Raw genomic sequence first — 26,264 nt, 5'->3', positions numbered from 1 at the left:
CCGATCGTCCGCTCCCCTGTCACTACCGACTGGCCCCCAGAACAAGCATCGAATGCGGACACGTGGTCCGTTACCACCGATGCGGGCACAGCCGAGCGGCGTCCGCGCGGCGCGGGCTCCATGGGGAAACCGCGCTCCGGGCACTCGGGCCAGTTGGCGGACGCTACACACTCAAGGGTGCAGGGCATCCGCACAGCATCGCAACAATGCCGCGCGAGATGCAGTTCACAGCGCCGGGCGCGGCGCTATTTATCGAGGATTTCGGTCAGTCGGGGTGCGATGCGCGCGAGTGCCTCCGGGGTGGTCATGAGCAGGTGCGAGGTGTCGACGGGGTGGTCGGCGACCGGGGTGTCGGTGTACGGCTGCCACTCGGCGGGGTCGACGAGCACCCCGCCCGAATCCAGCCGGGTGGCGCGGAAGAACTCGATCCGACCGCGGAAGACGCCGACATCGTGCCGAGTGGCGAGCTCGACGACGGACATCGCGCCGCGATAGATGCGCCGCAGCCGGGCGGCGTCCAGCACCGCCAGCTCGGCGGGGATCGCGGCGGCCAGCGCCTCGAGTGCCGCCTCGCTCAGGTCGCCGAGGTCCTCCTCCGGGGGCAGCGCCTCCGGCGCGATCCCCACCTCGGCGAAGGCGGAGCGCACCGCCCGCCGGAAATCCGCGAAGTCGACGGCCGGGGTGCCGTCCAGGACCGCGAGCAGCTCGACCTCGGCGCCGTCGCGCTGCAGCCGCACCGCGACGGCGTGCGCCAGCACCCCGCCGATCGACCAGCCGAGCAGCCGGTACGGCCCCTCCGGCCACACCTTCCTGATCTCCGCGACGTACCGCTCGACGAAGTCGTCGAGCGAGGCAGGCCGCCAGTCGTCCTCGGTGAGCGCGGGCGTCTGCAGCCCGAAGATCGGCTGGTCGGCGGGGAGGAAGCGGGCCAGCCCGGCGAAGCTCCAGGCCAGGCCGGTGTAGGGGTGCAGGCAGAAGAGCGGCGGCCGGTCGCCGGTGCGCCGGATCGGCAGCAGCACCCCCATCGCGGCGTCGTCGCCCGAGTGCGCGGCGACGACCCGGGCCGCGACGCCCGCCACGGTCGGGTCGTCGAAGAGGACGGCGACCCGGAGCTCGGTGCCGGTGCGCTCGCGCAGCCGGGTGACGACCCGGGTGGCGATCAGCGAGTTGCCGCCCAGCTCGAAGAAGTCGTCGTCGGCGCCGACCCGTTCGATGCCGAGTACCTCGGCGAAGACCTCAGCCACGGTCTCTTCGGCGGGCGTCGACGGCGCGCGGAACTCGACCGACTCGAGGACCGGAGCGGGCAGTGCCGCGCGATCCAGCTTGCCGACCGGGGTCAGCGGTATCCGATCGAGCACCATGATCGCGGCGGGGACCATGTAGCCGGGCAGCCGCTCCCCGAGGTGCGCGGTGAGCGCGGCCGGGTCGGGCACGCAACCCCGGGCTCCGACCACGTACGACACCAGCACGGTCGTTCCGGTCGCGCCGGGATGCCCGACGGTCGCCGCGAAGCCGACCGATTCGTGTGTCGCCAGCGCGGCGTCGATCTCGCCCGGTTCGATCCGGAAACCGCGCACCTTCACCTGGAAATCCGAGCGGCCCACGTACTCCACCTCGCCGGTCCGGGTCCAGCGCGCCACATCACCGGTGCGGTACATCCGCGCACCCGCCACGTACGGATTCGCCACGAACCGCGCCGCCGTGAGACCGCGGCGCGCGTGGTAGCCCCGAGCCAGCTGGATACCCGACAGGTACAGCTCACCCGGCACACCGGCAGGCACCGGCCGCAGCCGCGAATCCAGAATCAGCGACTGCATCCCCCGGGTCGGGCCGCCGATCGTGACCGGCGCCCCCGGCCGCAGCGGAGCGCTGATGTTGGTCATGATCGTGGTCTCGGTCGGGCCGTAGCCGTTGTGGAAGGCACGCATCGTGCCGTCCGCCAGCGGAACCGCCCACTTCGCCACCAGTTCCGGCGGACACGCTTCGCCACCGGCCACCAGCACTCGCAGCGAGTCGAGGCCGGCGGGCTCGAAGGTGGCCAGCGCGGCCGGGGTGACGAACGCATGCGTCACGTCTTCGCCGCGGATGATCGCGGCGAGCTCATCGCCGCCGTACACCGTCGGCGGCACCACGACCAACGCACCGCCCCCGGCGAGGGCGAGCAGCAGTTCGAGGATCGAGGCGTCGAAGCTCGGGGAGGCGAAGTGCAGTGCACGGGTGCCGGTGCCGAGGCCGTACCGCTCGGCCTGCTCCGCGGCGAAGTTCGCCAGCCCCGAGTGCGTCACCACGACGCCCTTCGGGACGCCGGTGGAGCCGGAGGTGTAGATGACGTAGGCCGGATGCTCCGGCCGCACGGGCCGCACCCGGTCGGCGTCGGTCAGCGGCGTGTCGTCGAAGCCGGACAGCTCCAGGTCCTCCAGCACGAGCCAGCGCGCCGGGCCGGGGGGCACCGCACGCACCGCCCGAACCGTCAGTCCGATCGGCGCCCCGCTGTCGGTGACCATGTGCGCGATCCGCTCGGCCGGATAGTTGGGGTCGATGGGCACGAACGCCGCCCCGGTCTTGGCGACCGCCAAGGCGGCGAGCACCGAATCCGCCGACCGCGGCACTCCGACCGCGACCAGATCCTCGGCTCCGATGCCCTCGGCGACCAGCAACCGGGCCAGCCGGTTCGACCGTGCGTTCAGCTCGCCGTAGGTCAGCGTCTCCCCCTGGGAGACCACCGCGGGCGCCGTCGGCGCGCCGAGCGTGAACAGCTCCGGCAGCATCCGCGGCGCGACCGCGGGTGCCCCGGTCCGCGCCACCAGGTCGGCGTGCTCGGCGGGGTCGAGCACGCCGACCGAGCCCGCGGTCACCGATGGGTCGGCCAGCACGCCGCGCAGCACCCGCAGGAAGCGGTCGGCGAAGGATCGCACCGTGCTGCGGTCGAAGAGGTCGGTGGCGTAGTCGACCACACCGTCGATGCCTGCGGGCTCTCCGTCGGGGCCGTGCTGTTCGACGAGGCTCCACTGCAGATCGAATTTGGCGACCACCTCGTCGGTCTGCACCGCGCCGAGCCGCAGCCCGGGCAGCTCGAAGGTCGACGGGGGGAGGTTGGTCAGCGAGAGCGCGACCTGGAACAGCGGATGCCGTGCCCGCGACCGCGGCGGATCGAGCAACTCCACCAGTCGCTCGAACGGGATGTCCGCGTGCGCGAAGGCACCCAGATCCGTCTCCCGCACCCGCGCGAGCACCTCGGTGAAATCGTCGTCGGGCGAGACCGGCGTCCGCAGCACCACCGTGTTCACGAACATGCCGACCAGGTCGTCCAGCTCCGCCTCGCCGCGGCCCGCCTCGGGTGTTCCCAGCACCACGTCCGATGCCCCGGACAGCCGCGACAGCAACACGACCAAGACCGCCTGCACCACCATGAACACGGTGACCTGGCGCTCGCTGGCCAGCCGCAGGATCCCGGCGTGCAGATCGGCGTCGACGGTGAAGGGGGCGCGGTCGCCGGTAAAGGTGGCGACGCCCGGCCGCGGCCGATCGGTGGGCAGCCCGAGCTCGTCGGGCAGCCCGGCAAGCGCGCCGCGCCAGTACTCGGCCTGGGTGGCGAGCAGACTGTCCGGGTCGGATTCGGCACCGAGCACCCGGCGCTGCCAGATGCTGTAGTCGGCGTACTGCACCGGCAGCGGCGCCCAGTCCGGCGGCATCTGCCCGCTCCGCGCGATGTAGGCGACCATGAGGTCCCTGGTGAGCGGCCCGACCGACCAGCCGTCCACGGCGATGTGGTGCGCCACGAAGACCAGCACGTACTCGGGGTCCTGCGCGGGTGGGGTGTCGAGCGCGTAGAGGGTGACGCGCAAAGGCGCCGCCGCGGTGACGTCGAACCCGCCGGACACCATCGCTCGCAGCTCCGCAGGCAGCGCGGCGGCCGTCACCGGCACGACGGGCAGCTCGCTCAGCACCGCCGCGGCAGGCAGCACCTGCTGCTCCGGGCCGGCGGCTGTCTCCGGGTACCGGGTCCGCAGGACTTCGTGCCTGTCGAGGACGTCGCGGACAGCGGCGGCGAGCGCGGCGGTGTCGAGCCTGCCGCTGAGCCGGACGGCGATCGGCACGTTGTAGACCCCCGACCCGGGGTCGAAGCGGTTCAGGAACCACATGCGCTGCTGCGCCAGTGACAGCGGAATCCGCTCCGGGCGCGCACCCGCGACCAGGGCGGGGCGGGCGCCGCTGCCCGACTCGTGCTCCAGCACCGCGGCGAGCTCGCCGACGGTCGAGGCTTCGAAGAGGGCGCGGACCAGCACCCGGGTGTGCAGGGCGGCACCGAGCCGGGCGGCCACCCGGGTAGCCAGCAGCGAGTTGCCGCCCAGGGCGAAGAAATCGTCGTCCAGGCCGACCCGCTCGACGGCGAGCACCCGGCCGAAGACCTCGGCAACGGTTTGTTCCACCGGCGTCCGCGGGGCACGGAAGGCGACCTCGGAGCCGAAGACCGGCGCGGGCAGCGCCTTCCGGTCGAGCTTGCCGACCGTGGTCAGCGGCAACCGATCCAGCACCATGATCGCGGCCGGGATCATGTAGGAGGGCAGCGTCTCGCGCAGGTGCGCGGTCAGCTCGCCGCTATCGAGGGTATGCCCGGGCGTGGCAACGACATACGAGACCAGGTTCGCCACCCCGGTCTCGCCCCGGTGCCCCACCGTGACCGCGAAGTCCACGTCCCCGTGCGCGGCCAGCGCGGTATCGATCTCGCCCAGTTCGACGCGGAAACCGCGGATCTTCACCTGGAAGTCCGAGCGGCCGACGTACTCGACCTCGCCATCGCGGGTCCAGCGCACCACATCACCGGTCCGGTACATGCGCTCGCCGCCGCGGAACGGGTTGGCCACGAAACGCTCGGCGGTGAGCCCGGGGCGCGCGAGATAGCCGCGCGCCAGCTGGACCCCGCCGATGTACAACTCACCGGCCACCCCGACGGGCACCGGCTGCAATCGTGCGTTCAGCACCAGCGACTGCGTGCCGTCCTGCGGCCCGCCGATCGTCACCCGTGCGCCCGGCACCAGCGGCGCGCTGATGTTGCTGTCCACCGTGGTCTCGGTCGGACCGTAACCGTTGTAGTAGGCGCGCACGGTGCCGTCCGGCAGCGGGACCGCCCACCTGGCGATCAGCTCCGGCGGGCTGGCCTCACCACCGGCGATCACCACGCGCAGCGTGTCCAGCCCGGACGGGTCGAAGGTCGCCAGCGCCGCGGGCGGAATCACCGCGTGGCTGACCCGCTGCTCGCGGATCAGCTCGGACAGTTCTTCGCCGCCGTACACGCTCTGCGGCACCACCACCAGCGTCCCGCCACGCAGAATCGCCAGGAGCAGTTCCAGCAGGGAGGCATCGAACGACGGCGAGGCGAAGTGCAGCGCCCGGGTTCGCGCGCTCAACCCGAAACGCCGGTTCTGATCCGCCGCGAAATTCGCCAACGCGCCGTGGCTCACCACAACGCCCTTGGGACGCCCGGTGGAACCCGAGGTGTAGATGACGTGCACCGGATGATCCGGATGCAGTGGCACATGCCGGTCGGCATCGCTGAGCGGGGAGCCGTCGAACTCGCCAAGCTCCAGATCCGCCAGCTCCACCCACCAGGACGTGCGCGGCAACTGCTCCCGCACGCCGCCGGTGGTCAGCCCGATCCGCGCTCCGGAGTCGGCGAGCATGAAATCGATCCGGTCGGCCGGGAGCCGGGAGTCGATCGGCAGGAACGCCGCGCCGGTTCTGGACACCGCCGCCACCGTGACCACCGAGTCGATGGAGCGCGGGATCGCCAGCGCGACCACGTCTTCGGCACCGACACCCCTGGCGATCAGCAGCCGGGCCAGCCGGTTCGCGCGCTCGTTCAGCTCCCGGTAGGTCAGGGTCCGCCCCTCGAAGACCACCGCGGCCGCATCCGGCGCGCCCGCGCCGTACAGCTCGGGCAGCAAGCGCGGCGACATCGGCGGCGGGCAGGCCCGCGCCACCAGATCGGCGCGTTCGGCGGGATCGAGCAGATCGACCGAGCCCACCGGGGCCCCGGCATCGGCCACCACGGCGGCCAGAACCCGCACGAACCGCTCGGCGAACGAACGCGCCGTCGCCGCGTCGAACAGATCGGTCGCATAGACCACCGATCCGGCGATTCCCGCGACGGCCCCCTCGGCGGTCGGCAATTCCCGCAGCGTCCACTGCAGATCGAACTTGGCAGGTAGTGCCGACGGCTGCACACCTCCGACTCGGAGGCCGGGCAGCTCGAACTCGGTGACCGGGGCGTTGACCAGGGTGAGCGCGGTCTGGAAGAGCGGGTGCCTGGCCTGCGAGCGCGGCGGCGAGAGCACCTCGACCAGCCGCTCGAAGGGCACGTCGGCGTGCGCGAAAGCGGCGAGATCGGTCTCCTTCACCCGCCGCAGCAGCGCGTCGAACCCGTCGTCCGGGACCACTACGGTCCGCAACACGAGGGTATTGACGAACATGCCGATCAGGTCGTCCAGCTCGGCCTCGCCGCGGCCCGCCACCGGGGTGCCGATGGCGATGTCGGCACTGCCGGAGAGCTGGGCCAGCAGCACCGCCAGCCCGGCCTGCAGCACCATGAAGAGCGTGGCATTGTGCTCGGCGGCGAGCCGGCGCAGCCCGCGGTGCAGCTCCTCCGGGACCTCGAAATCCACACTAGCCCCGGCGAACCGGGACACACTCGGCCGCGGCCGGTCGGTCGGCAGCGCCAGCTCGTCCGGCAGCTCGGCCAGGGCCTGCTGCCAGTACCGGGTCTGGACCGCGAGCAGGCTGGCCGGGTCGTCCTCGGCACCGAGCAGTTCCCGCTGCCACACGCTGAAATCCGCGTACTGCACCGGCAGCGGCGCCCACTCCGGCGCCGCGCCCGCCGCCCGCGCCGCGTAGGCGACCATGAGATCGCGGGTCAGCGGGCTCACCGACCAGCCGTCCATCGCAATGTGCTGTGCCACGAAGACCAGTACGTACTCGGCGGTCTCCGCCACCTCGAAGAGCGCCACCCGCAACGGCACCTCGGCGGTCACGTCGAAACCGGCGGTGACGAGCTCGGCAACCCGGGCCTGCGTGTCGCCGGCGCGCACGGGTACGGGGGTCAGCGCGATCGCCGACGCGTCGGCGGGGAGCACGCGCTGCACCGGGCCGTCCGCGGTCTCCGGGTACACGGTGCGGAGCACCTCGTGCCTGGCGACCACATCGCGCACAGCCGCTTCCAGCGCGGCGATATCGAGCTCGCCGGTGAGCCGGACCGCGATCGGCACGTTGTAGACCGCCGAATCGGGGTCGAAGCGGTTCAGGAACCACATGCGCTGCTGGGCGAGCGAGAGCGGAATCCGCTCCGGGCGCGCACCCGCGACCAGGGCGGGGCGGGCGCCGGTGCCCGACTCCCGCTCGAGCACCGCGGCGAGCTCCGCGACCGTCGAGGTCTCGAAGAGGGTGCGGACCAGCACCCGGGAGTTCAGCGCGGCGCCGAGCCTGGCCGCTACCCGGGTGGCGAGCAGGGAGTTGCCGCCGAGGGTGAAGAAGTCGTCGTCCAGGCCGACCCGCTCGACCGCGAGCACCCGGCCGAAGACGTCGGCGACGATCTGCTCGACCGGCGTCCGCGGGGGGCGGAAGGCGACCTCGGAGGTGAAGACCGGCGCGGGCAGCGCCTTGCGGTCGAGCTTGCCGACGGTGGTCAGCGGGAGCCGGTCGAGCACCGTGATGGCGGCCGGGACCATGTAGCCGGGCAGCGTTTCGCGCAGCTGCGCGGTCAGTTCGGCGGTGTCGACCGTGCGGCCGCGGGCGGCGACGACGTACGAGGCCAGGTTGGCGACGCCGGTCTCGCCGCGGTGGCCGATGGTGACCGCGAAATCCACGCTCGGGTGCGCGGCCAGCGCGGCGTCGATCTCGCCGAGTTCGATCCGGAAGCCACGGATCTTGACCTGGAAGTCGGCGCGGCCGACGTACTCGACCTCGCCGCCCTCGGTCCAGCGGACTACATCGCCGGTGCGGTACATGCGCTCGCCGCTGCGGTACGGATGGGCGACGAAGCGCTCGGCGGTGAGCCCGGGGCGGGCGTGGTAGCCGCGGGCCAGCTGCACCCCCGCGATGTACAGCTCACCGGCGACGCCGACCGGAACCGGTTGCAACCTCGCGTTCAGTACCAGCGACTGCGTGCCGCCCTGCGGTCCGCCGATCGTCACCCGCGCACCCGGCACCAGCGGCGCGCTGATGTTGCTGTCGACCGTGGTCTCGGTGGGGCCGTAGCCGTTGTAATAGGCGCGCACGGTGCCGTCGGGCAGCGGGACCGCCCACCTGGCGATCAGCTCCGGCGGGCTGGCCTCACCACCGGCGATCACCACGCGCAGCGTGTGCAGCCCGGACGGGTCGAAGGTCGCCAGCGCCGCGGGCGGGATGACGGCATGGGTCACCCGCTGCTCCCGGATCAGTTCGGACAGCTCCGCACCGCCGTACACGCTCTGCGGCACGATAACCAGCGTCCCGCCGCGCAGCATCGCCAGGAGGAGCTCGAGCAGGGAGGCGTCGAACGAGGGCGAGGCGAAGTGCATGGCACGGGTCCGCGCGCTCAGCCCGAAGCGCCCGTCCTGGTCGGCGGCGAAGTTCGCCAGTGCCCGGTGGCTCACCACCACGCCCTTCGGGCGCCCGGTCGAGCCGGAGGTGTAGATGACGTGCACCGGATGGTCCGGGTGCAGCGGCACCCGCCGGTCGGCGTCGGCGACCGGGGCCGCGTCGTAGCCGCGGGTATCCAGGTCTTCCAGCACCAGCCACCACATCGTGCCAGGCAGCGCCGCGCGGACGCCGGTCACGGTCAACCCGATCCGCGCGCCGGAGTCGGCGATCATGAAGGCGATGCGGTCGACCGGGAGCCTGGAGTCGATCGGCAGGAAGGCGGCGCCGGTCCGGGAGACGGCCGCGAGCGCGACCACCGACTCGATCGAGCGCGGGATCGCCAGCGCGACCACGTCTTCCGCGCCGACACCGGCGGCGATCAGCAGCCGGGCCAGCCGGTTCGCGCGCTCGTTCAGCTCCCGGTAGGTGAGCCTCCGCCCGTCGTCGACCACCGCGGTCGCGGCGGGCGCACCGGCGGAGAACAGCTCGGGCAGCAGCCGCGGCGCCGGCGGCGGCGGGCAGGCCCGCGAGGTCAGGTCGGCACGCTCGGCTGGGTCGAGCAGATCGACCGAGCCGACCGGTGTTTCGGCGTCGGCCACCACCGCGGCGAGCACGCGCACGAAGCGCTCGGTGAACGCGCGCACGGTGTCGGCGTCGAAGAGCTCGGTCGCGTAGATCACCGAACCCGCCATGCCCGCGGGCGCGCTCGCGCCCGCCCGACGCTCCTGGAGCGTCCACTGCAGGTCGAACTTGGCCGGCTGTGCGGGTGGTTCGATGCCCGCGACCCGGAGGCCGGGCAGCTCGAACTCGGTCATCGGGGCGTTGACCAGGGTCAGCGCGGTCTGGAAGAGCGGGTGCCTGGCCTGCGAGCGCGGCGGCGACAGCACCTCGACCAGCCGCTCGAAGGGCACGTCGGCGTGCGCGAACGCCGCCAGGTCGGTCTCCCGCACCCGGCGCAGCAGCGCGCCGAACCCGTCCGCGGGCGCTACTTCGGTGCGCAGCACGAGGGTATTGACGAACATGCCGATCAGGTCGTCCAGCTCGGCCTCGCCGCGCCCGGCCACCGGGGTGCCGATGGCGATGTCGGCACTGCCGGAGAGCTGGGCGAGCAGCACGGCGAGCCCGGCCTGGAGCACCATGAAGAGCGTCGCGTTGTGCTCGGCGGCGAGCCGGCGCAGCCCGCGGTGCAGCTCCTCGGGGATCTCGAAATCCAGGCTCGCCCCGGCGGAGTGCGAGACGTTCGGCCGCGGCCGGTCTGTCGGCAGCGCCAGCTCGTCGGGCAGGCCGTCCAGCGTCTTCCGCCAGTACCCGGTCTGGATGGCGAGCAGACTGGCCGGGTCGTCCTCGGCGCCGAGCAGCTCCCGCTGCCAGACGCCGAAATCCGCGTACTGCACCGGCAGCGGCGCCCACTCCGGCGCGGCGCCCGCCGACCGCGCGGCGTAGGCGACCATGAGGTCGCGGGTCAGCGGCCCGACCGACCAGCCGTCCGCGGCGATGTGGTGCGCGACGAAGACCAGCACGTACTCGGCGGTCCCCGCCACCTCGAAGAGCGCGATCCGCAGCGGCACCTCGGTGGTCACGTCGAAACCGGTGGTGGCGATCCGGGTCACCCGCTCGGCGACCTCGCCGGGGCGCACCGCCACCGGGTAGAGCCCGCCGACCGGCGTGTCCGCCGGGAGCACGCGCTGCACCGGGCCGTCGGCGGTCTCCGGGTAGACGGTCCGCAGCACCTCGTGCCTGGCGACCAGGTCGCGCACGGCCGCGGCGAGGGCGGCGGTGTCCAGCTCACCGCTGAGCCGGACCGCGATCGGGATGTTGTAGACCGCCGAATCAGGGTCGAAGCGGTTCAGGAACCACATGCGCTGCTGGGCCAGCGAGAGCGGCACCGCGTCAGGACGCCGGACGGCGGTCAGAGCCGGACGGCCGCCGCTGCCCGCGTGCTGTTCGGCGCGGGCGGCGAGCGCGGCGACGCTGCCCGCCTCGAAGAGCGCGCGCACCGGCAGCGTGGTGTCGAGCGCGGCGCCGAGCCGGGCCGCCACCTGGGTGGCGAGCAGCGAGTTGCCGCCCAGCTCGAAGAAGTCGTCGTCCAGGCCGACCCGCTCCACCCGGAGCACCTCGGCGAAGACCCCGGCCACGGTCTCCTCGACCGCGGTGACCGGCGCGCGGAACTCCCGCGCCCGGAAGGTGGGCACCGGCAGCGCCTTCCGGTCCAGCTTGCCGGAGGGGTTGAGCGGCAGCCGGGGCAGCACGGTGACCACCGCGGGCACCATGTACCCGGGCACCGCGCCGCGCACCGCGCTCCGGACGGCGTCGCCGTCGAGGTCGCGGCCGGGCGCGGGGGTCACGTACCCGGCCAGGAACTGGCCCACGTCGCCGTCGGCAACCAGCACGACCGCCTGCGCCACGCCAGGCACCGTCAGCAGGGCGGTCTCGATCTCGCCGAGCTCGATGCGCTGGCCGCGGAACTTGACCTGGAAGTCGGCGCGGCCGGCGTAGACCAGCTCGCCGTCGGCGCGCCTGGTCACCAGGTCGCCGGTGCGGTAGAGCCGCGTGCCCGCGCCGAACGGGTCGGCGACGAAGCGCTCCGCGGTGAGCTCGGGGCGGCCCGCGTAGCCGCGGGCCAGCTGCGCGCCGCCGAGGTAGAGCTCGCCGCGCACCCCGGGCGGGACCGGCCGCAGCCTGGCGTCGAGCACGTGCGCGGTGCTGTTCCACTCCGGCGCGCCGATCGGCACCACTGCGCTGTCGAGCTCGGTGACCGGGTGCGCGGTGATCGAGACGGCGGCCTCGGTCGGGCCGTACAGGTTGTGCAGCCGGGCCCGGCTCACCCGCCGGAACGCCGCCACCGTCTCCGGGTGCAGCGCCTCGCCGATGACGAGGACGTCGCGCAGCCCGGCGGGCTCCGCCGGCCGGGCGTGCTGGGCGAAGACCGCGAGCAGCGACGGCACGAAGTCGGTGACGGTGACGCCGTGCCGCCGGATCAGCTCGGCGATGTACCTGGCGTCGCGCTCCCCGCCCTCCTCGGCGAGCACCATCCGCGCTCCCGCCGCGAGCGGCACGAAGAAACCCCAGATGGAGAGGTCGAAGGTGGGCGCGGTCTTCTGCAGGTAGCCGTCGGCGGGGCCGATGCCGTACTCGGCGACGATCCAGGCGATCTGGTTGGCCGCGGCGCCGTGCGGCACGGTGACGCCCTTGGGCCGCCCGGTGGAGCCGGAGGTGAACAGCGTGTAGGCCGGGTGCCGCCGGTCCGGCACGGTGTCCTGCGGCAGCGGGTCGGCGGAGTGCGTGGCCGCATCGGCGAGGGTGCGGCGGGCGATCCGCGGGTCGACCTCGACCGGAAGCCGCGTGCCCGGCTCGGTGATCAGCACCGCGGGGCGGGCGGTGTCGAGGATGTGCCGCACGCGTTCGGCGGGGTGCGCGGGGTCGAGCGGGACGAAGGCGCCCCCGGCCCGCAGCACCCCGAGCATCGCGGTGACCAGCTCCGGGCCGCGCGGGAGCGCGAGCGCGACGGAGACCTCGGGGCCGACGCCGGCCGCGCGCAGCAGCCGCGCCACCCGGTTCGCGGCGGCCGACAGCTCGCCGTAGCCGAGCTCACCGAACTCGCCCGCCAGCGCCACCGCGCCGGGATCGGCGGCGGCGCGCTCGTCGAAGCCCTGGTGCAGCCGGGTCCAGCGCACCGGGTGCGCGGTCTCGTTCCAGGCGAGGACGTTGCGCCGCTCGGCGGCGTCGAGCAGCGGGATGTCGCCGACCGGGATGCCGGGGTCGGCGAGCACGGCGTCGAGCAGCCGGAGGAAGCGCTGCACCAGTTGCTCGGCGCTCGCGCGGTCGAAGAGCGCGGTGGCGTAGGTCAGGACGCCGGAGATGCCGGCGGGCGAGCCGTCGGCCGCGTACTCGTCGCCGACCACGAGGTGCAGGTCGAACTGGGAGAGCGCGATCTCGAGGTCGAGGCCGGAGAGCGTGAGCCCGGGCAGCTCGAACTCGGTGGTGCCGAAGTTCTGGAAGGAGAGCCCGACCTGGAACAGCGGGTGCCTGCTCTGCGAGCGGGCCGGGTCGAGCACCTCGACCAGCCGCTCGAACGGGACGTCGGCGTTGGCGAACGCCTGGATGTCGCTCTCCCGCTGCCTGGCCAGCACCGCGTCGAAGCGGTCGCCCGGCGCCAACCGGGTGCGCAGGACGAGGGTGTTCACGAACATGCCGATCAGGTCGTCCAGGATCGCCTCGCCGCGCCCCGCGATCGGCGTGCCGACCGCCACGTCGTCGGTGCCCGCGAGCCGGGCGAGCAGCACCGCGAGCGCGGTGTGCAGCGCCATGAACAGCGTCGCGCCCCCGGCGCGGGCCAGTTCGGTGAGCGCCGAGTGCACCTCAGCGGAGATCTCCACCGGCACCGAGCTGCCCGCGAAGGACTGCACCGGCAGCCGTGGCCGGTCGGTCGGCAGCTCCAGCTGGTCGGGCAGGTCGGCGAGCGCCGTCCGCCAGTACGCGAGCTGCGCGGCGGCGACCGAGCCGGGGTCGTCCTCGGCGCCGAGCAGCGCGCGCTGCCAGATGCTGTAGTCGGCGTACTGCACCGGCAGCGGCGCCCAGCGCGGCGCCTCCCCCGCGGCGCGGGCCAGGTAGGCGACCATGAGGTCCCTGGTGAGCGGGGCGATCGAGGAGCCGTCGCCGCTGACGTGGTGGATCGCCATGGCGAGCACCCACTCGTCCGGGCCGAGCTCGAACAGCGCGACCCGCAGCGGCACCTCGGTGGTGACGTCGAAGGGGGTCGCGATCAGCTCGGCCAGCGCGGCGGGCAGCTCCGCGGCGTCGAGCCCGCGGACGGCGGGCTCCGCGACCGCGCTCGCGGCCATGACCACCTGCACCGGCCCGGTGTCGGTCTCCGGGTACACCGTGCGCAGCACCTCGTGCCGCTGCACCACGTCCGCGATCGCCAGGATCAGCGCCGCGGCGTCGACCTCGCCGCGCAGCCGCACCGCGACCGGGATCGTGTACGCCGCCGACCCGCCGTCGAATCGGTTCAGGAACCACATGCGCTGCTGTGCGGGCGAGAGCGGAATCCGCGCCGGCCGCGGCCCCGCGGTCAGGGCGGGCCTGCCGCCGCGGCCGGCGAGCCGCTCCGCCGCGGCGGCGAGCCCGGCCACCGTGGTGTTCTCGAAGAGCGCCCGGGCCGGGACGCTGGTCTCCAGCGCCGCGCCGATCCGCGTCGCGACCTGGGTGGCGAGCAGTGAGTTCCCGCCCAGCTCGAAGAAGTCGTCGTCCAGCCCGATCCCGTCGGCGCCGAGCACCCCCGCGATCACCTCGGCGACCACCTTCTGCACCCGCGTCTCCGGGGCGCGGTAGGCGCGGTGCTCGAAGACCGGCGCGGGCAGCGCGGCCCGGTCCAGCTTGCCGACCGGGGTCAGCGGGATGGCCTCCAGCACGACGATCGCGGTCGGCACCATGTGCGAGGGCAGCCTGGATTCCGCCCACTCGGTCAGCTCCGGCACCTCGATCGCCGCGCCCGCCGCGGCGTGCACGTAGGCGACGAGCACGGTGGCGCCGGTCGCCTGCTCGACGCCGGTGGTCACCGCGAAGTCCACCGACTCGTGCGCGGCGAGCACCGCGTCGATCTCGCCGAGCTCGATCCGGAACCCGCGGATCTTCACCTGGAAGTCGTTGCGCCCCAGGTACTCGACCTCCCCCGAGCTGAGCCTGCGCACCAGGTCGCCGGTGCGGTACAGCCGGGAGCCGTTCTCGCCGAACGGGTTCGCCACGAACCGGGCCGCGGTGAGGCCGCGCCGCTCGTGGTAGCCGCGCGCCAGCTGCGCGCCGGTGATGTACAGCTCGCCCGCGACCCCCTCCGGCACCGGGCCGAGCCGCTCGTCCAGCACGTACTCCAGCACGCGCCGGATCGGCGCCCCGATGGTGACGGTCTCGCCGGGCACCAGCGGGCCGCTGATATTGGTCATGATCGTGGTCTCGGTGGGGCCGTAGCCGTTGTAGAACTCGCGGAACCGGCCGTTGCCGCGCGGCCGCACCCAGCGCCGCACCAGCTCCGGCGGGCACGCCTCGCCACCCGCGACCACCACGCGCAGCTCGTCCAGCCCGGCCGGGTCCAGCGAGGCCAGCACGGCGGGGGTGATGAAGGCGTGCGTCACCCGCTCCCGGCGCAGCAGCCCGGCCAGCTCGTCGCCGCCGACGATCGCCGGGTCGGCCACCACCATGGTGGCCGCGCCGCCGAGCGCGAGCAGCAGCTCCAGCACCGAGGCGTCGAAGGAGGGCGAGGCGAAGTGCAGTGTCCTGGACTCGGCGCCGACCCGGTACCGCTCGTGCTGCTCGTCGCAGAAGCCCTTCAGCCCGGCCTGGGTGACGACGACGCCCTTCGGCCTTCCGGTGGAGCCCGAGGTGTAGATGACGTAGGCCGCGTCGGCCGCGCGCAGGGCGCGCGGCCGGTCGACGGCGGCGATCGGCTCCAGCGAGAAGCGCTGCGCCGCCGCGGTATCGATGGCGAGCCACTCCACGTCGCCGGGTAGCTCGGCGCGCTCGGCGGTGACGGTGAGCCCGAGCACCGCGCCGGAGTCGCGCACCATGTAGGCCACCCGGTCGCTCGGGTAGCGCGGGTCGACGGGGACGAAGCCCGCCCCGGTCTTCGCCACCGCCCAGACCGCGAGCACCGACTCCGGCGAGCGCGGGATGCCGATGGCGACCAGGTCGCCGGGGCCGATGCCGCGGTCGAGCAGCAACCGGGCCAACCGGTTCGAGCGCTCGTCGAGCTCGGCGTAGCCGAGGCTGCCGTAGCCGCGGTCCGCCCCGGCGAAGACCACCGCGGTGCCGTTCGGGTTCGCCTCGACGGCGGCGGCCATGAGCTGTGGCAGCGCGACCAGCCTGGCGCGCCGGACGCGGGTGGGCCTGGTTCTGGTCGAGCTGGTCATGCGCGGGCCCCCCCGATGATCGAGCTTCCTTCAGGCATACCAACCAGCAACACGATTACCCACCCATCATCGAGGAACACCGCACGCCTACCGAGGACCCCACACGGGCACACAGTGATGAATGTTCCCTATCACCGCGATTCGCGTGCGATGGGCTCCTACCCGCCATTCATCATTTCATGTGGGGATAAATCGCCTGATCGAGTTCGATGATCGAGGCCGATCACCTTCCAGAGTGCCGGGCACCCCCCGATTCACGCAAGCCAGCCCCGGAGATCTACGTCATACGACCAGCTGACTTGCTATCGCTGCGGCACACCGACAAGATGCTGGATAGCAACTGAACAGCGAGCAGCCAGTTACCCGGTCAGCGACGATCGAGCAGCCGGTCCAACTGCGGCCCGATCTCGGCGAGCGCACGGGGCTCGGCCATCTGGTCGTGCGTGGCGTCCACCGGCCGGTCGACGACATCGCCGTCCACGTAGGGCCGCCACGCCGCCGCCGCGCCGGGGCGCGGCTGCACGGCGGCGCTGAAGTACTGCAGCGCACCGCGAAAGACCTCGGGCCGGTACCGGTTGATGAGCTCGGCGGAGCGCACCGCGTTGCGGTAGATCCGCCGCACCCGTTCCGGGGTGAGCACCGCGGCCTCCGCGGGCACCGCGGCGTGCAGCAGGGCGAGCGCCGCGTCCGGTAGCTCGGTGAGGTCGTGGTCGGGGTCGTCCGGCAGCGCGCCGAGCACCGCGTCGTCGATGCCGAGTTCGCCGAGCGCGGCGCGCAGCGCCGAGCGGAAGTCGGAGATGTCGATCTCGTGGTGGCTGTCCAGCATGGCGAGCAGCGCGACCTCCTCGCCATCGGCCTGCAGCGTGGTCGCGATGGCGTGCGCGACGATGCCGCCGAGCGACCAGCCGAGCAGGTGGTACGGCCCGTGCGGCTGCACCGCGCGGATCTCCGCGAGGTAGCGCTCGGCGATCTCGGGCAGCGAGCCCGCCAGGTAGCCGTCCTCGGTGAGCGCGGGCGACTGGATGCCGAGGATCGGCCGGTCCTGGTCGATGTGCGCGGCGAGCCCGGCGTAGCTCCAGGCCAGGCCGTACATGGGGTGCAGGCAGAAGAGCGGCTCCGCGCGGCCGCTGCCGCGCAGCGGGAGCAGCACGCCGAGCGCGGCGTCGGAATCGTGCTCGGGCACATCCTGCCCGGCGGAGACCGCGCGCACCCGGGTGGTGACCGCGGCAACCGTCGCGTCGGCGAAGAGCCACTGCACCCGGACGTCCACGCCGGTGACCGCGCGCAGCCGCGCGACCAGCCTGGTGGCGAGCAGCGAGTTCCCGCCGAGCTCGAAGAAGTCGTCGTCCATGCCTGCCCGCGGCAGCTCCAGCACCTCGGCGAAGAGCCCGGCGACGGTCTGCTCCAGCGGCGAGAGCGCGGCCCGGTAGGGCCTGCTGCTGAGCTCGGGCGCGGGCAGCGCCCTGCGGTCCAGCTTGCCGCTGGCGTTCAGCGGCATGGCGTCGAGCAGGACCAGCGCCGAGGGCACCATGTAGGAGGGCAGCGCGGAGCGCGCGTGCGCGAGCACCGCGCGCTGCGCCTCGCCCGCGCCCGGCTCCGGCACCAGGTAGCCGACCAGCCGGTCGCCGTTCTCGCCGCGCACCAGCGTGACCACGGCCTGCCGCACGGCGGGGTGGCCGAGCAGCACGCTCTCGATCTCGCCGAGCTCGATCCGCTGGCCGCGCAGCTTGACCTGGAAGTCGCTGCGCCCCAGGTACTCCAGCACCGGCGCGCCGTCGCCGCCCGGCCGCCAGCGCACCACGTCGCCGGTGCGGTAGAGCCGCTGCCCGCCGCCGTGCGCCACGAAACGCTCCGCGGTCAGCCCCGGCGCGTCGGCGTAGCCGCGCGCCAGCTGCACGCCCGCGATGTACAGCTCGCCCGCGGCGCCGAAGGGCACCGGCGCCAGCTGCCGATCCAGGACCAGCGCCTCGGTGTTCGCCACCGGGGCGCCGATCGGGATGCCGCCGCGCCGCACCCGGCCGCTCACCGCGTACGCGGTGACCACCGTCGCCTCGGCCGGGCCGTACCAGTTCACCAGGTACGCCTCCGGCAGCAGCTCGGCGAAGCGGGCCGCGAGCTCGGCGGTGAGCGCCTCGCCCGCGGCGAAGACCCAGCGCAGCGCGGGCAGCTCGACCCGCGGCAGCTCGGCGAGCTCGTCCAGGAACGCCGCGAGCATGGACGGGACGAAGTGCACCGCCGTGACCCGGCGCTCGGTGAGCTCGCGCAGCAGGTAGGCGGGGTCGCGGTGACCGTCCGGCTCCGCGATCAGCACCGTTGCCCCGGTCTGCAGCGGCCAGAACAGCTCCCAGGTGGAGATGTCGAAGGTGATCGGGGTCTTGTGCAGCACCAGGTCGCCCGCGCCGTGCGGGTAGGTCCACTGCGCCCAGCGGAACTGGTTCACCATCTGCCGGTGCGTGATCACCACGCCCTTGGGCCGCCCGGTGGAGCCCGAGGTGTAGATGACGTAGGCGGCGCCGTCCGGCAGCGCCGGGGAGGCGGGCGGCTCGGCCTGCAGCGAATCGGGGTCGGGCAGCCAGAGCGAATCCAGCTCGACCACCTCGACCTCGCTCTCGGTGGTGAAGGCGTCCCGCGCGGTGGTGAGCACGCAGAGCGGGGCGGCGCTGGTCAGCACGTATTCGCTGCGCTCGGCGGGGTGGTCCGGGTCGATCGGGACGTAGGCGGCGCCGGTGCGGAGCACCGCGTAGATCGAGGCGACCAGCTCCAGCGAGCGGCGCATGGCGATGCCGACCAGGCTGCCCGGCCCGACGCCGCGCTCGGTGAGCACCTGGGCCAGCGCGCGGGCGAGCAGGTCGAGCTCGCTGTAGCTGAGCCTGGTGTCCTCGTACATCACCGCCGGGGTGTCCGGGGTGCGGGCCACCTGCGCGTCGAAGAGCGTGAGCAGGGTGGCCTCGTCCCGGAATTCCGGCACCTCGGTGTCGTTCGCCGCGGCGAGCACCGCGCGCTCGGCGTCGGTCAGCAGCTCCACCTCGGCGACGCGCGCGTTGCGGTCGCGCACGAAGCGGTCGACGACCGCGGCGAAGCGCTCGGCGAGCAGCGCGGCCGCGGCGTCGTTCACCACGTCCCTGCGGTGCTTCAGCGTCACCTGCAGCTGCCTGCCCGGCACCACCATGACGGTGATCGGGTAGTGCGTGTTGTTGACGACGTCGACCCCGGCCAGGTGCATGCCGTCGATCCCGCCCGGCTGCTCCAGCCCGGCGCGCTCCAGCGCGGCCTTGTCGATCGGGAAGGACTCGAAGACGACGAGGGTGTCGAAGAGCGGGTCGACCCCGGCGAGCTCCTGGATCTCGGCCAGCCCCACGTGGTGGTGGTCGAGCAGCGCGGCCTGCTCCAGCTGCAGCGTGCGAAGCAGCGCGGCCAGCGTGGCGCCCGCTTCCAGCCGGACCCGGACCGGAACGGTGTTCACGAACAGCCCGACCAGCGTCTCCACCCCCGGCAGCTGCGGCGGCCGGCCGGAGACGGTGGCGCCGAACACCACGTCGTCCCGGTCGGTGCTGCGCCCGATGAGCAGCCCCCACGCCGCCTGTACGACGGTGTTCACCGTGACGCCGAGCTCGGCGGCGAGCCGGCTCAGCGCCTCGGAGCGGGTGACCGAGAGGGTGAACCCGGCCTCGCCGATCCCCGCCTCACCGATCCCCGCCTCACCGATCCCGGCCTCGCCCGGCCCGGACTCCGGGAGCGCGGGCACCAGCGCGGTGGGTTCCTCGATCCCGCTCAGCGCGGCCCGCCAGGCGGTGCGCGCGGCGCCGCGGTCCTGCGCGGCGAGCCAGAGCAGGTAGTCGCGGTATGAGCCGATCGGCTCCCCCAGCGGCCGCCGCACCCGCCCGACCAGCGCGTACACCGTGAGCAGGTCGCGGAGCAGCAGCGGCATCGACCAGCCGTCCACCAGGATGTGGTGCGCGGTGACCAGCAGCTGGTGCCGCTCGGCGGCGGTCCGGATCAGGGTGAAGCGCAGCATCGGCGCCTCGTGCATGTCGAACGGGGTGGCCAAATCGTTCGCGACCACCCGCGCCCGCGCGGCGTCCGCCGGGAGCTCGGCCAGGTGCCCGAGGTCGACGAAGCGCCAGGGCAGCCGGACCGCGTCCAGCACCACCTGCACCGGCTCGCCCGCGCCGTCCTCGGCGAAGGCGACCCGCAGGTTCGGGTAGCGGACCAGCACCAGCTCGGCGGCGGCGCGCAGCCGGGTGGCGTCCACCGGCCCGGTCAGGTGCAGCCCGAACTGCATGGTGTACGCGTCCACCGAGCCGGCGGCGAGCAGCGCGTGGAAGAGCATGCCCGACTGCAGCGGCGTCACCGGCCAGACGTCGACCAGCTCCGGGTAGCCCCTGGTGAGCCGGGTGACGTCGCGCTGGTCGAGCGGGACAAGCGGGAAGTCGGACGGGGTGTGGCCGCCCGCCTCCGGGTGCCTGCCGTGCTCGGCGAGCCCGCCCAGCGCGCGCACCCACCGCTCGGCGAAGGTCTGCACGTCGGGGAGGTCGAGCACGGCGGCGGCGTAGTCGAACCGGGCGACCAGGCCGTCCGGGGTGGCGTCGACGGTGAGGTCGAGGACCAGGTCGTCGACCGGGGAGTCGACCCGCACCCGGGCCGGGCGCAGATCGCGGTAGCGCAGCCCGAGCAGGCCGCGGTCCAGCCGGGCGATCTCGCCCGCGGTGGCGGGGTTGGCGTGCCGGAGCAGCCCGAACCCGACGCCGCCCGCCGGCACCGCCCGGCACATCTCCTTGACCAGGCCGAGCGCGACGCCGGCGGCCGGGCCGCCGTCGAGCACCTCGGCGAAGTCGATCCCGGTCAGCCGCAGCGCGAGCGGGTAGGTGGTGGTGAAGGCGGCGACGAAATCGGCGGCGGCGGTGCCGGAGCCGCTGAAGTCGGCGGGGTCGCCGGTCCTGGCATCGGCGGTGAGCCGGACGACGCTGCCGATCTGCTCCGGCGCGGTCGGGTCGGCGAGCGCCAGCGCCAGCGCCGTGAGCAGCACCTCCTCCACGGTGGCGTGGTAGGCGTCGGCGACCCTGGCGACCGCGCCCGCGGCCTCCCTGGTGATCCGGGCCGAGAGCCTGCCGCGGATGCGCAGGTCGCCGGGGTACAGCCGGCCGCCGCGCGGAACGGCGGCGCGCCACCACTCCAGCTCGGCCAGGGTCGCGGGGGCGGCGGCGCGGGCGGCGAGCGCGCGGACCAGCCCGCCCGCCCCGGTACCGGTGACGGCGGGCGCGGCGTGCCCGCCGGACCACACCGCGCTCAGCTCGTCCACCACGATCCGCCAGGCGGCGTCGTCGAGCACCAGGCCGTTGCCGACCACGAGCAGCGTGCCGCCCTGGTCCGGCTGGGCCGGGGTGATCAGCACGAACCGGATATTGGCCCCGGCGGCCGGATCCAGCTGCGCGGCAACGGCCTCGACCACCTGGTCGTACTCGCCCGGCTCCACCTCGGCCGCGTCCAACAGCCAGTACGCCTCGGCCCGGCCGGCCGGCGGCACCAGCTCGAAGGCGGGCTCGCCCTCCTCGGTGCGGACCAGCCGCGCGGAGAGCATGGGGTGCCTGGCCAGCACGCCGTCGGCGGCGGCCCAGACCTGGTCGGTGGCGGTGCCGACCGGGACGTCGAGCTCGATGGCGCGCAGCTCGATTCCGGCGGGGGCGTCGGCGAGCAGCCGCAGCCCGTCCGGGGTGAGCGGGAGCAGGCCGTCGTCCGGCGGCTCGGCGGTCGACGCGGCGGCGAGCGCGGCCACGGTCCGGTGCTCGAACACCTCGCGCGGGCTGATCGTCACGCCGCGGGTGCGGGCCCGCGCCACCACCTGGATGGAGGCGATGGAGTCGCCGCCGAGCGCGAAGAAGTCGTCGTCCGCGCCGACCCGCTCGACCCCGAGGAGCTCGGTGAAGACCTCGGCCAGCACCAGCTCGGCCCGGCCATCGGGCTCGCGGAAGACGGCCTGCTCGGCCTGCGGCTCCGGCAGCGCGGCGCGGTCGAGCTTGCCGTTCACGGTCAGCGGCAGCGCGTCGAGCAGCACGAAGGCGGCGGGCACCATGTAGCTGGGCAGCCGGGCGGCGAGCGCGGTGCGCACCCGCTCGACGTCGGGGGCCTTCCCGACCAGGTAGGCGACCAGCCGCTCGCCGCTGCCGTCCGGCCCCGGCCTGGCCAGCACGGCCACCTGCGCCACATCCGGCTGCTCCAGCAGCGCGGCCTCGATCTCCCCGAGCTCGATCCGGAAGCCGCGCACCTTCACCTGGAAGTCGGTGCGGCCGCGGTACTCAAGCTCGCCGAGCGGGTTCCAGCCGGCCAGGTCACCGGTGCGGTACATCCGGTCGCCCGCCCGGAACGGGTTGGCGACGAAGCGGTCCGCGGTCAGCTCCGGCCTGCCGAAGTAGCCGCGGGCCAGCTGCGCGCCCGCCAGGTACAGCTCGCCCGCCACGCCCATCGGCACCGGGTTGAGCCGCGGGTCGAGCACGTAGACCTGGCAGTTCCACTCCGGGTCGCCGATCGAGACGGCGTGCTGGTCGGCGCCGGTCACCCGGTGCGCGGTGATCGAGACCGCGGCCTCGGTCGGGCCGTACAGGTTGAACAGCTCCGCCGAGTTCGCCCGGCGGAACCGCTGCGCCACCGCCGCGGGCAGCGCCTCGCCGATGGCGAGCACCCGGAGCAGCGAGGCGGGCAGGCTGCCGTCGGCCTCGGTGAGCAGTGCGTCCAGCATGGAGGGAACCACGTGCAGCGTGGTCACCTTCTCCCTGGCCATGAGCTCGTTCAGGTAGCCGGGGTCGCGGTGCCCGTCGGCGTCCGCGATCACCAGCGAGCCGCCGCACACCACCGCCGACCAGAACTCCCACACCGAGAGGTCGAAGGTGGCGGCGGTCTTGAGCAGCACCGCGTCCTCGGCGCCGAGCCGGAACTCCGCGCGCTTCCAGAGCAGCTGGTTGACGATGGCGCCGTGCGGCACCGCGACGCCCTTGGGGGTGCCGGTGGAGCCGGAGGTGAAGATGACGTAGGCGGTGTTCGCCGGGTGCAGCGGCGCGAGCCGCTCGGCATCCTCGACCTGGCCGTCGGCGTAGCCGTCGAGCCGCAGGTCGTCCAGGACGAGCACCGGGGCCTCGGGGGTGCTGAAGCCGGTGGCCAGGTCGGTGAGGACGCAGATCGGGGCGGCCGTGCGCAGGATGTGGCCGGTGCGCTGCGCGGGCTGCGCGGGGTCGAGCGGCACGTAGGCGCCGCCCGCCACCGAGACCGCGTACATGGCGACGACCAGCTCCACCGAGCGCGGCAGCGCGAGCGCCACCCTGGTCTCCGGCCCGACCCCGAGCGAGATCAGGTGCCTGGCCAGCCGGTTCACCCTTGCGCCGAGCGCGCCGTAGTCGAGCGTGCTGCCCGCGGGGCCGATCAGCGCGGTGCCCGCCGGGTGCTCCGCGACGGTGGCGTCGAGCAGCGAGACCAGCGTGGCCGCCGGGTCCACCGGGTGCGCGGTGGCGTTGCGGGCGAGCAGCAGCCGGTCGCGCTCGTGCTGCTGCAGCAGCGGCAGGTCGCCGACCGGCGTCTCCGGTGCCTGCGCGACCGCGCGCAGCACCCGGACGAACCGGTCGACGAAGCCGCGCACGGTGAACTCGTCGAAGAGCGCGGTGGCGTAGGTGACGACGCCGCCGATCCCGGCGGGCGCGCCGTCGGGGTCGTAGGCGTCGCCGATCATCCAGTGCAGGTCGAACTGCGAGATCGCGGTCTCGAAGTCGACCGCGGAGACGGTGAGCCCGGGCAGCTCCAGCGTGGTCGGGGCCAGGTTCTGGAAGGAGAGCCCGAGCTGGAAGAGCGGGTGCCGCGCGGTGGAGCGCTCCGGGTTGAGCACCTCGACGAGCCGCTCGAAGGGCACGTCCGCGTGCGCGAAGACCTGGATGTCGGTGTCGCGCTGCCGCTTCAGCAGGTCGGTGAAGGGCGCGCCGAGATCGAGCCTGGTCCGGAACACCAGGGTGTTCACGAACATGCCGATGAGCTGCTCCAGCGCCACCTCGTCCCGGCCCGCGATCGGCGTGCCGACGGCGACGTCGTTCGCACCGGAGAGCCGCCCGGCCCAGACCGCGAGCGCGGTGTGCACGACCATGAAGAGCGTGGCGCCGTTGGCCCTGGCCAGCTCGCCGAGCGCGCGGTGCGTCTCGGCGTCGATCCGCACCTCGACCATGCCGCCGGCGTAGGACTGCACGGCCGGGCGCGGGCGGTCGGCGGGCAGCTCGATCTGGTCCGGCAGCCCGGCCAGCTCGTCCTGCCAGAAGGCGATCTGCCTGGCCGCCACCGAATCCGGGTCGCGCTCGCTACCGAGCAGCTCCTGCTGCCACAGGCTGTAGTCGGCGTACTGCACCGGCAGCGGCGCCCACTCCGGGGCGGTGCCGCCCGCCCGTGCCACGTACGCGGTCATCAGGTCGCGGGTCAGCGGGCCGATCGAGGAGCCGTCGGCGGTGATGTGGTGCACCACCATGGCCAGCGCGTGCTCCGCGGGCGGCAGCCCCTCCGCGCGCCGCACCGCGAGCAGCGCCACCCGCACCGGCACCTCGGCGGTGACGTCGAAGAGCGTGCCGAGCACCTCGGCGACCGCGTCGCCGAGGTGCTCGCCGGTCACCGTGCGGTACTCCACCTCTGGCACCGACTGCGCCACCGGCAGCACCACCTGCACCGGGCCGTCCTCGGTCTGCGGGTAGAGCGTGCGCAGCACCTCGTGCCGCGCGGCCAGGTCGGCGACGGCGGCGCGCAGCGCGGCCACGTCCAGGTCACCGCTGAACCGCACCGCGATCGGGATGTTGTAGGCGGTGGACTCCGGGTCGAAGCGGTTCAGGAACCACATGCGCCGCTGCGCCGGGGAGAGCGGGATCCGGTCCGGGCGCGGCCCGCCGGTGAGCGCGAGCCGCGCCGGGTTCTCGGTGAACTCGACCAGCCGCAGCGCCAGCCCGGCCACGGTCGGCGCCTCGAACAGCGTCGGCACCGGAATCCTGGTCTCCAGCGCGTCGTTCAGCCTGGCGACCACCTGGGTGGCGATCAGCGAGTTGCCGCCGAGCTCGAAGAAGTCGTCGTCGGCGCCGATCTCGGTGGCTCGCAGCAGCTCCGCGTAAACGCCCGCGACCAGCTCTTCCAGCCTGCCGGATGGCGCGCGGAACTCGCGCGCGGCGAAGACCGGGGCCGGCAGCGCCTTCCGGTCCAGCTTGCCGCCGGGGGTGAGCGGGATCTCGTCGAGCACCACGATCGCCGCGGGCACCATGTGCGCGGGCAGCCGCTGCCCGGCCGCGCTCGCCAGCGCGGCGGTCTGCACCGCGTCGCCGTGCACGTAGGAGACGAGAACCGTCGCCCCGCTGTCCAGCTCGTGCCCGACGGTGGCGGCGAAGTCGACGCCTCGCTGCTCGGTGAGCACCGCGTCGATCTCGCCGAGCTCGATCCGGAAGCCGCGGATCTTCACCTGGAAGTCGTTGCGGCCCAGGTACTCCAGCTCGCCGTCGGCGGCGCCGCGCACCACGTCGCCGGTGCGGTAGAGCCGGGAGCCGGGCGCGCCGAGCGGGTCGGCGACGAAGCGGGTCGCGGTGAGGCCGGGTTTGCCGTGGTAGCCGCGGGCCAGCGCGGAGCCGGCGACGTAGAGCTCGCCCGCCACCCGGTCCGGCACCGGCATGAGCCTGGCGTCCAGCACGTGCGCCGCGATCCCGCGGATCGGCGCGCCGATCGTCACCGGCTCGCCGGGCAGCATGGGGGCGGTGATATTGGTGGCGACGGTGGCCTCGGTGGGGCCGTAGGCATTGTGGAACCGGCGCCGCGTGCCGTCCGGCAGCGGCGTGACCCAGCGCCGCACGAGGTCCGGCGGGCAGGCCTCGCCGCCGGTCACCACCACGCGCAGCGCGTCCAGCCCGGCCGGGTCGACCGAGGCCAGCGCGGCGGGCGTGACGAAGGCGTGCGTGACCCGCTCGCGGCGCAGCACGTCGGCCAGCTCGGTGCCGCCGAAGACCTCGGGCGAGACCACCACCATGGTGGCGCCGCCGCCGAGCGCGAGCAGCAGCTCCAGCACCGAGGCGTCGAACGAGGGCGAGGCGAAGTGCAGCGTGCGGGCAGCGGCGTCCACCCCGTACCGCTCGCGCTGCTCGGCGCAGAACCCGGCCAGCCCGGCCTGGGTCACCACCACGCCCTTGGGCAGCCCGGTCGAGCCCGAGGTGTAGATGGCGTACGCGGGGTGCTCGGCGCGGACCGGGCGCACCCGGTCGGCCTGGGTCACCGCGTCCGGCGGCAGGTTCTCCAGCTCGGTGACGGTGGCCGGGTCGTCGAGGACCAGCCACTCGGTGTCGTCCGGCAGCGCGGCGCGGGCCGAGGCGACGGTCAGGCCGAGCGCCGCGCCGGAGTCGGTGAGCATGTGCCGCACCCGGTCGGCCGGGTAGTTCGGGTCGACCGGGACGAAGCCCGCCCCGGTCTTGGCGACCGCCCAGACCGCGAGCACCGACTCCACCGAGCGCCGCAGCCCGACCGCGACCAGGTCCTCCGGGCCGACGCCGCGCTCGATCAGCAGCCGGGCCAGCCGGCTGGAGCGCGCGTCCAGCTCGGCGTAGCCCACCGGTGCGCCGCTCGCCTCCGCCGCCGCGAAGACCAGCGCCGCGCCCTCCGGGTTCGCCTCGACCGCGGTCGCCAGCAGCTGCGGCAGCGTGATCGTGCGCGGTCCCCTGGTCCGGGTCGGGCGGGTACGGGCGGGGCGGGTCATCGGAGCACCGG

1 protein-coding gene and 1 pseudogene are annotated in these 26,264 nt (G+C 74.0%); both read right to left on the bottom strand.

Annotation, left to right across the window (positions count from 1 at the left end; genetic code table 11):
- Positions 1-245 precede the first annotated feature (245 nt).
- Positions 246-15,515, bottom strand: coding sequence for a non-ribosomal peptide synthetase (locus LTT61_RS22145; protein ID WP_233015979.1), 15,270 nt, complete (start codon positions 15,513-15,515; stop codon positions 246-248).
- Positions 15,516-15,882: 367 nt separating this feature from the next.
- A pseudogene (locus tag LTT61_RS22140) lies at positions 15,883-26,214 on the bottom strand (amino acid adenylation domain-containing protein); the annotation flags it as partial.
- Positions 26,215-26,264 lie beyond the last annotated feature (50 nt).

This window comes from Nocardia asteroides (genome assembly GCF_021183625.1).
Classification (GTDB): domain Bacteria; phylum Actinomycetota; class Actinomycetes; order Mycobacteriales; family Mycobacteriaceae; genus Nocardia; species Nocardia asteroides_A.
Note: the sequence above shows the minus strand (reverse complement) of the source record. Positions and strands in the feature narration are given on the sequence as shown.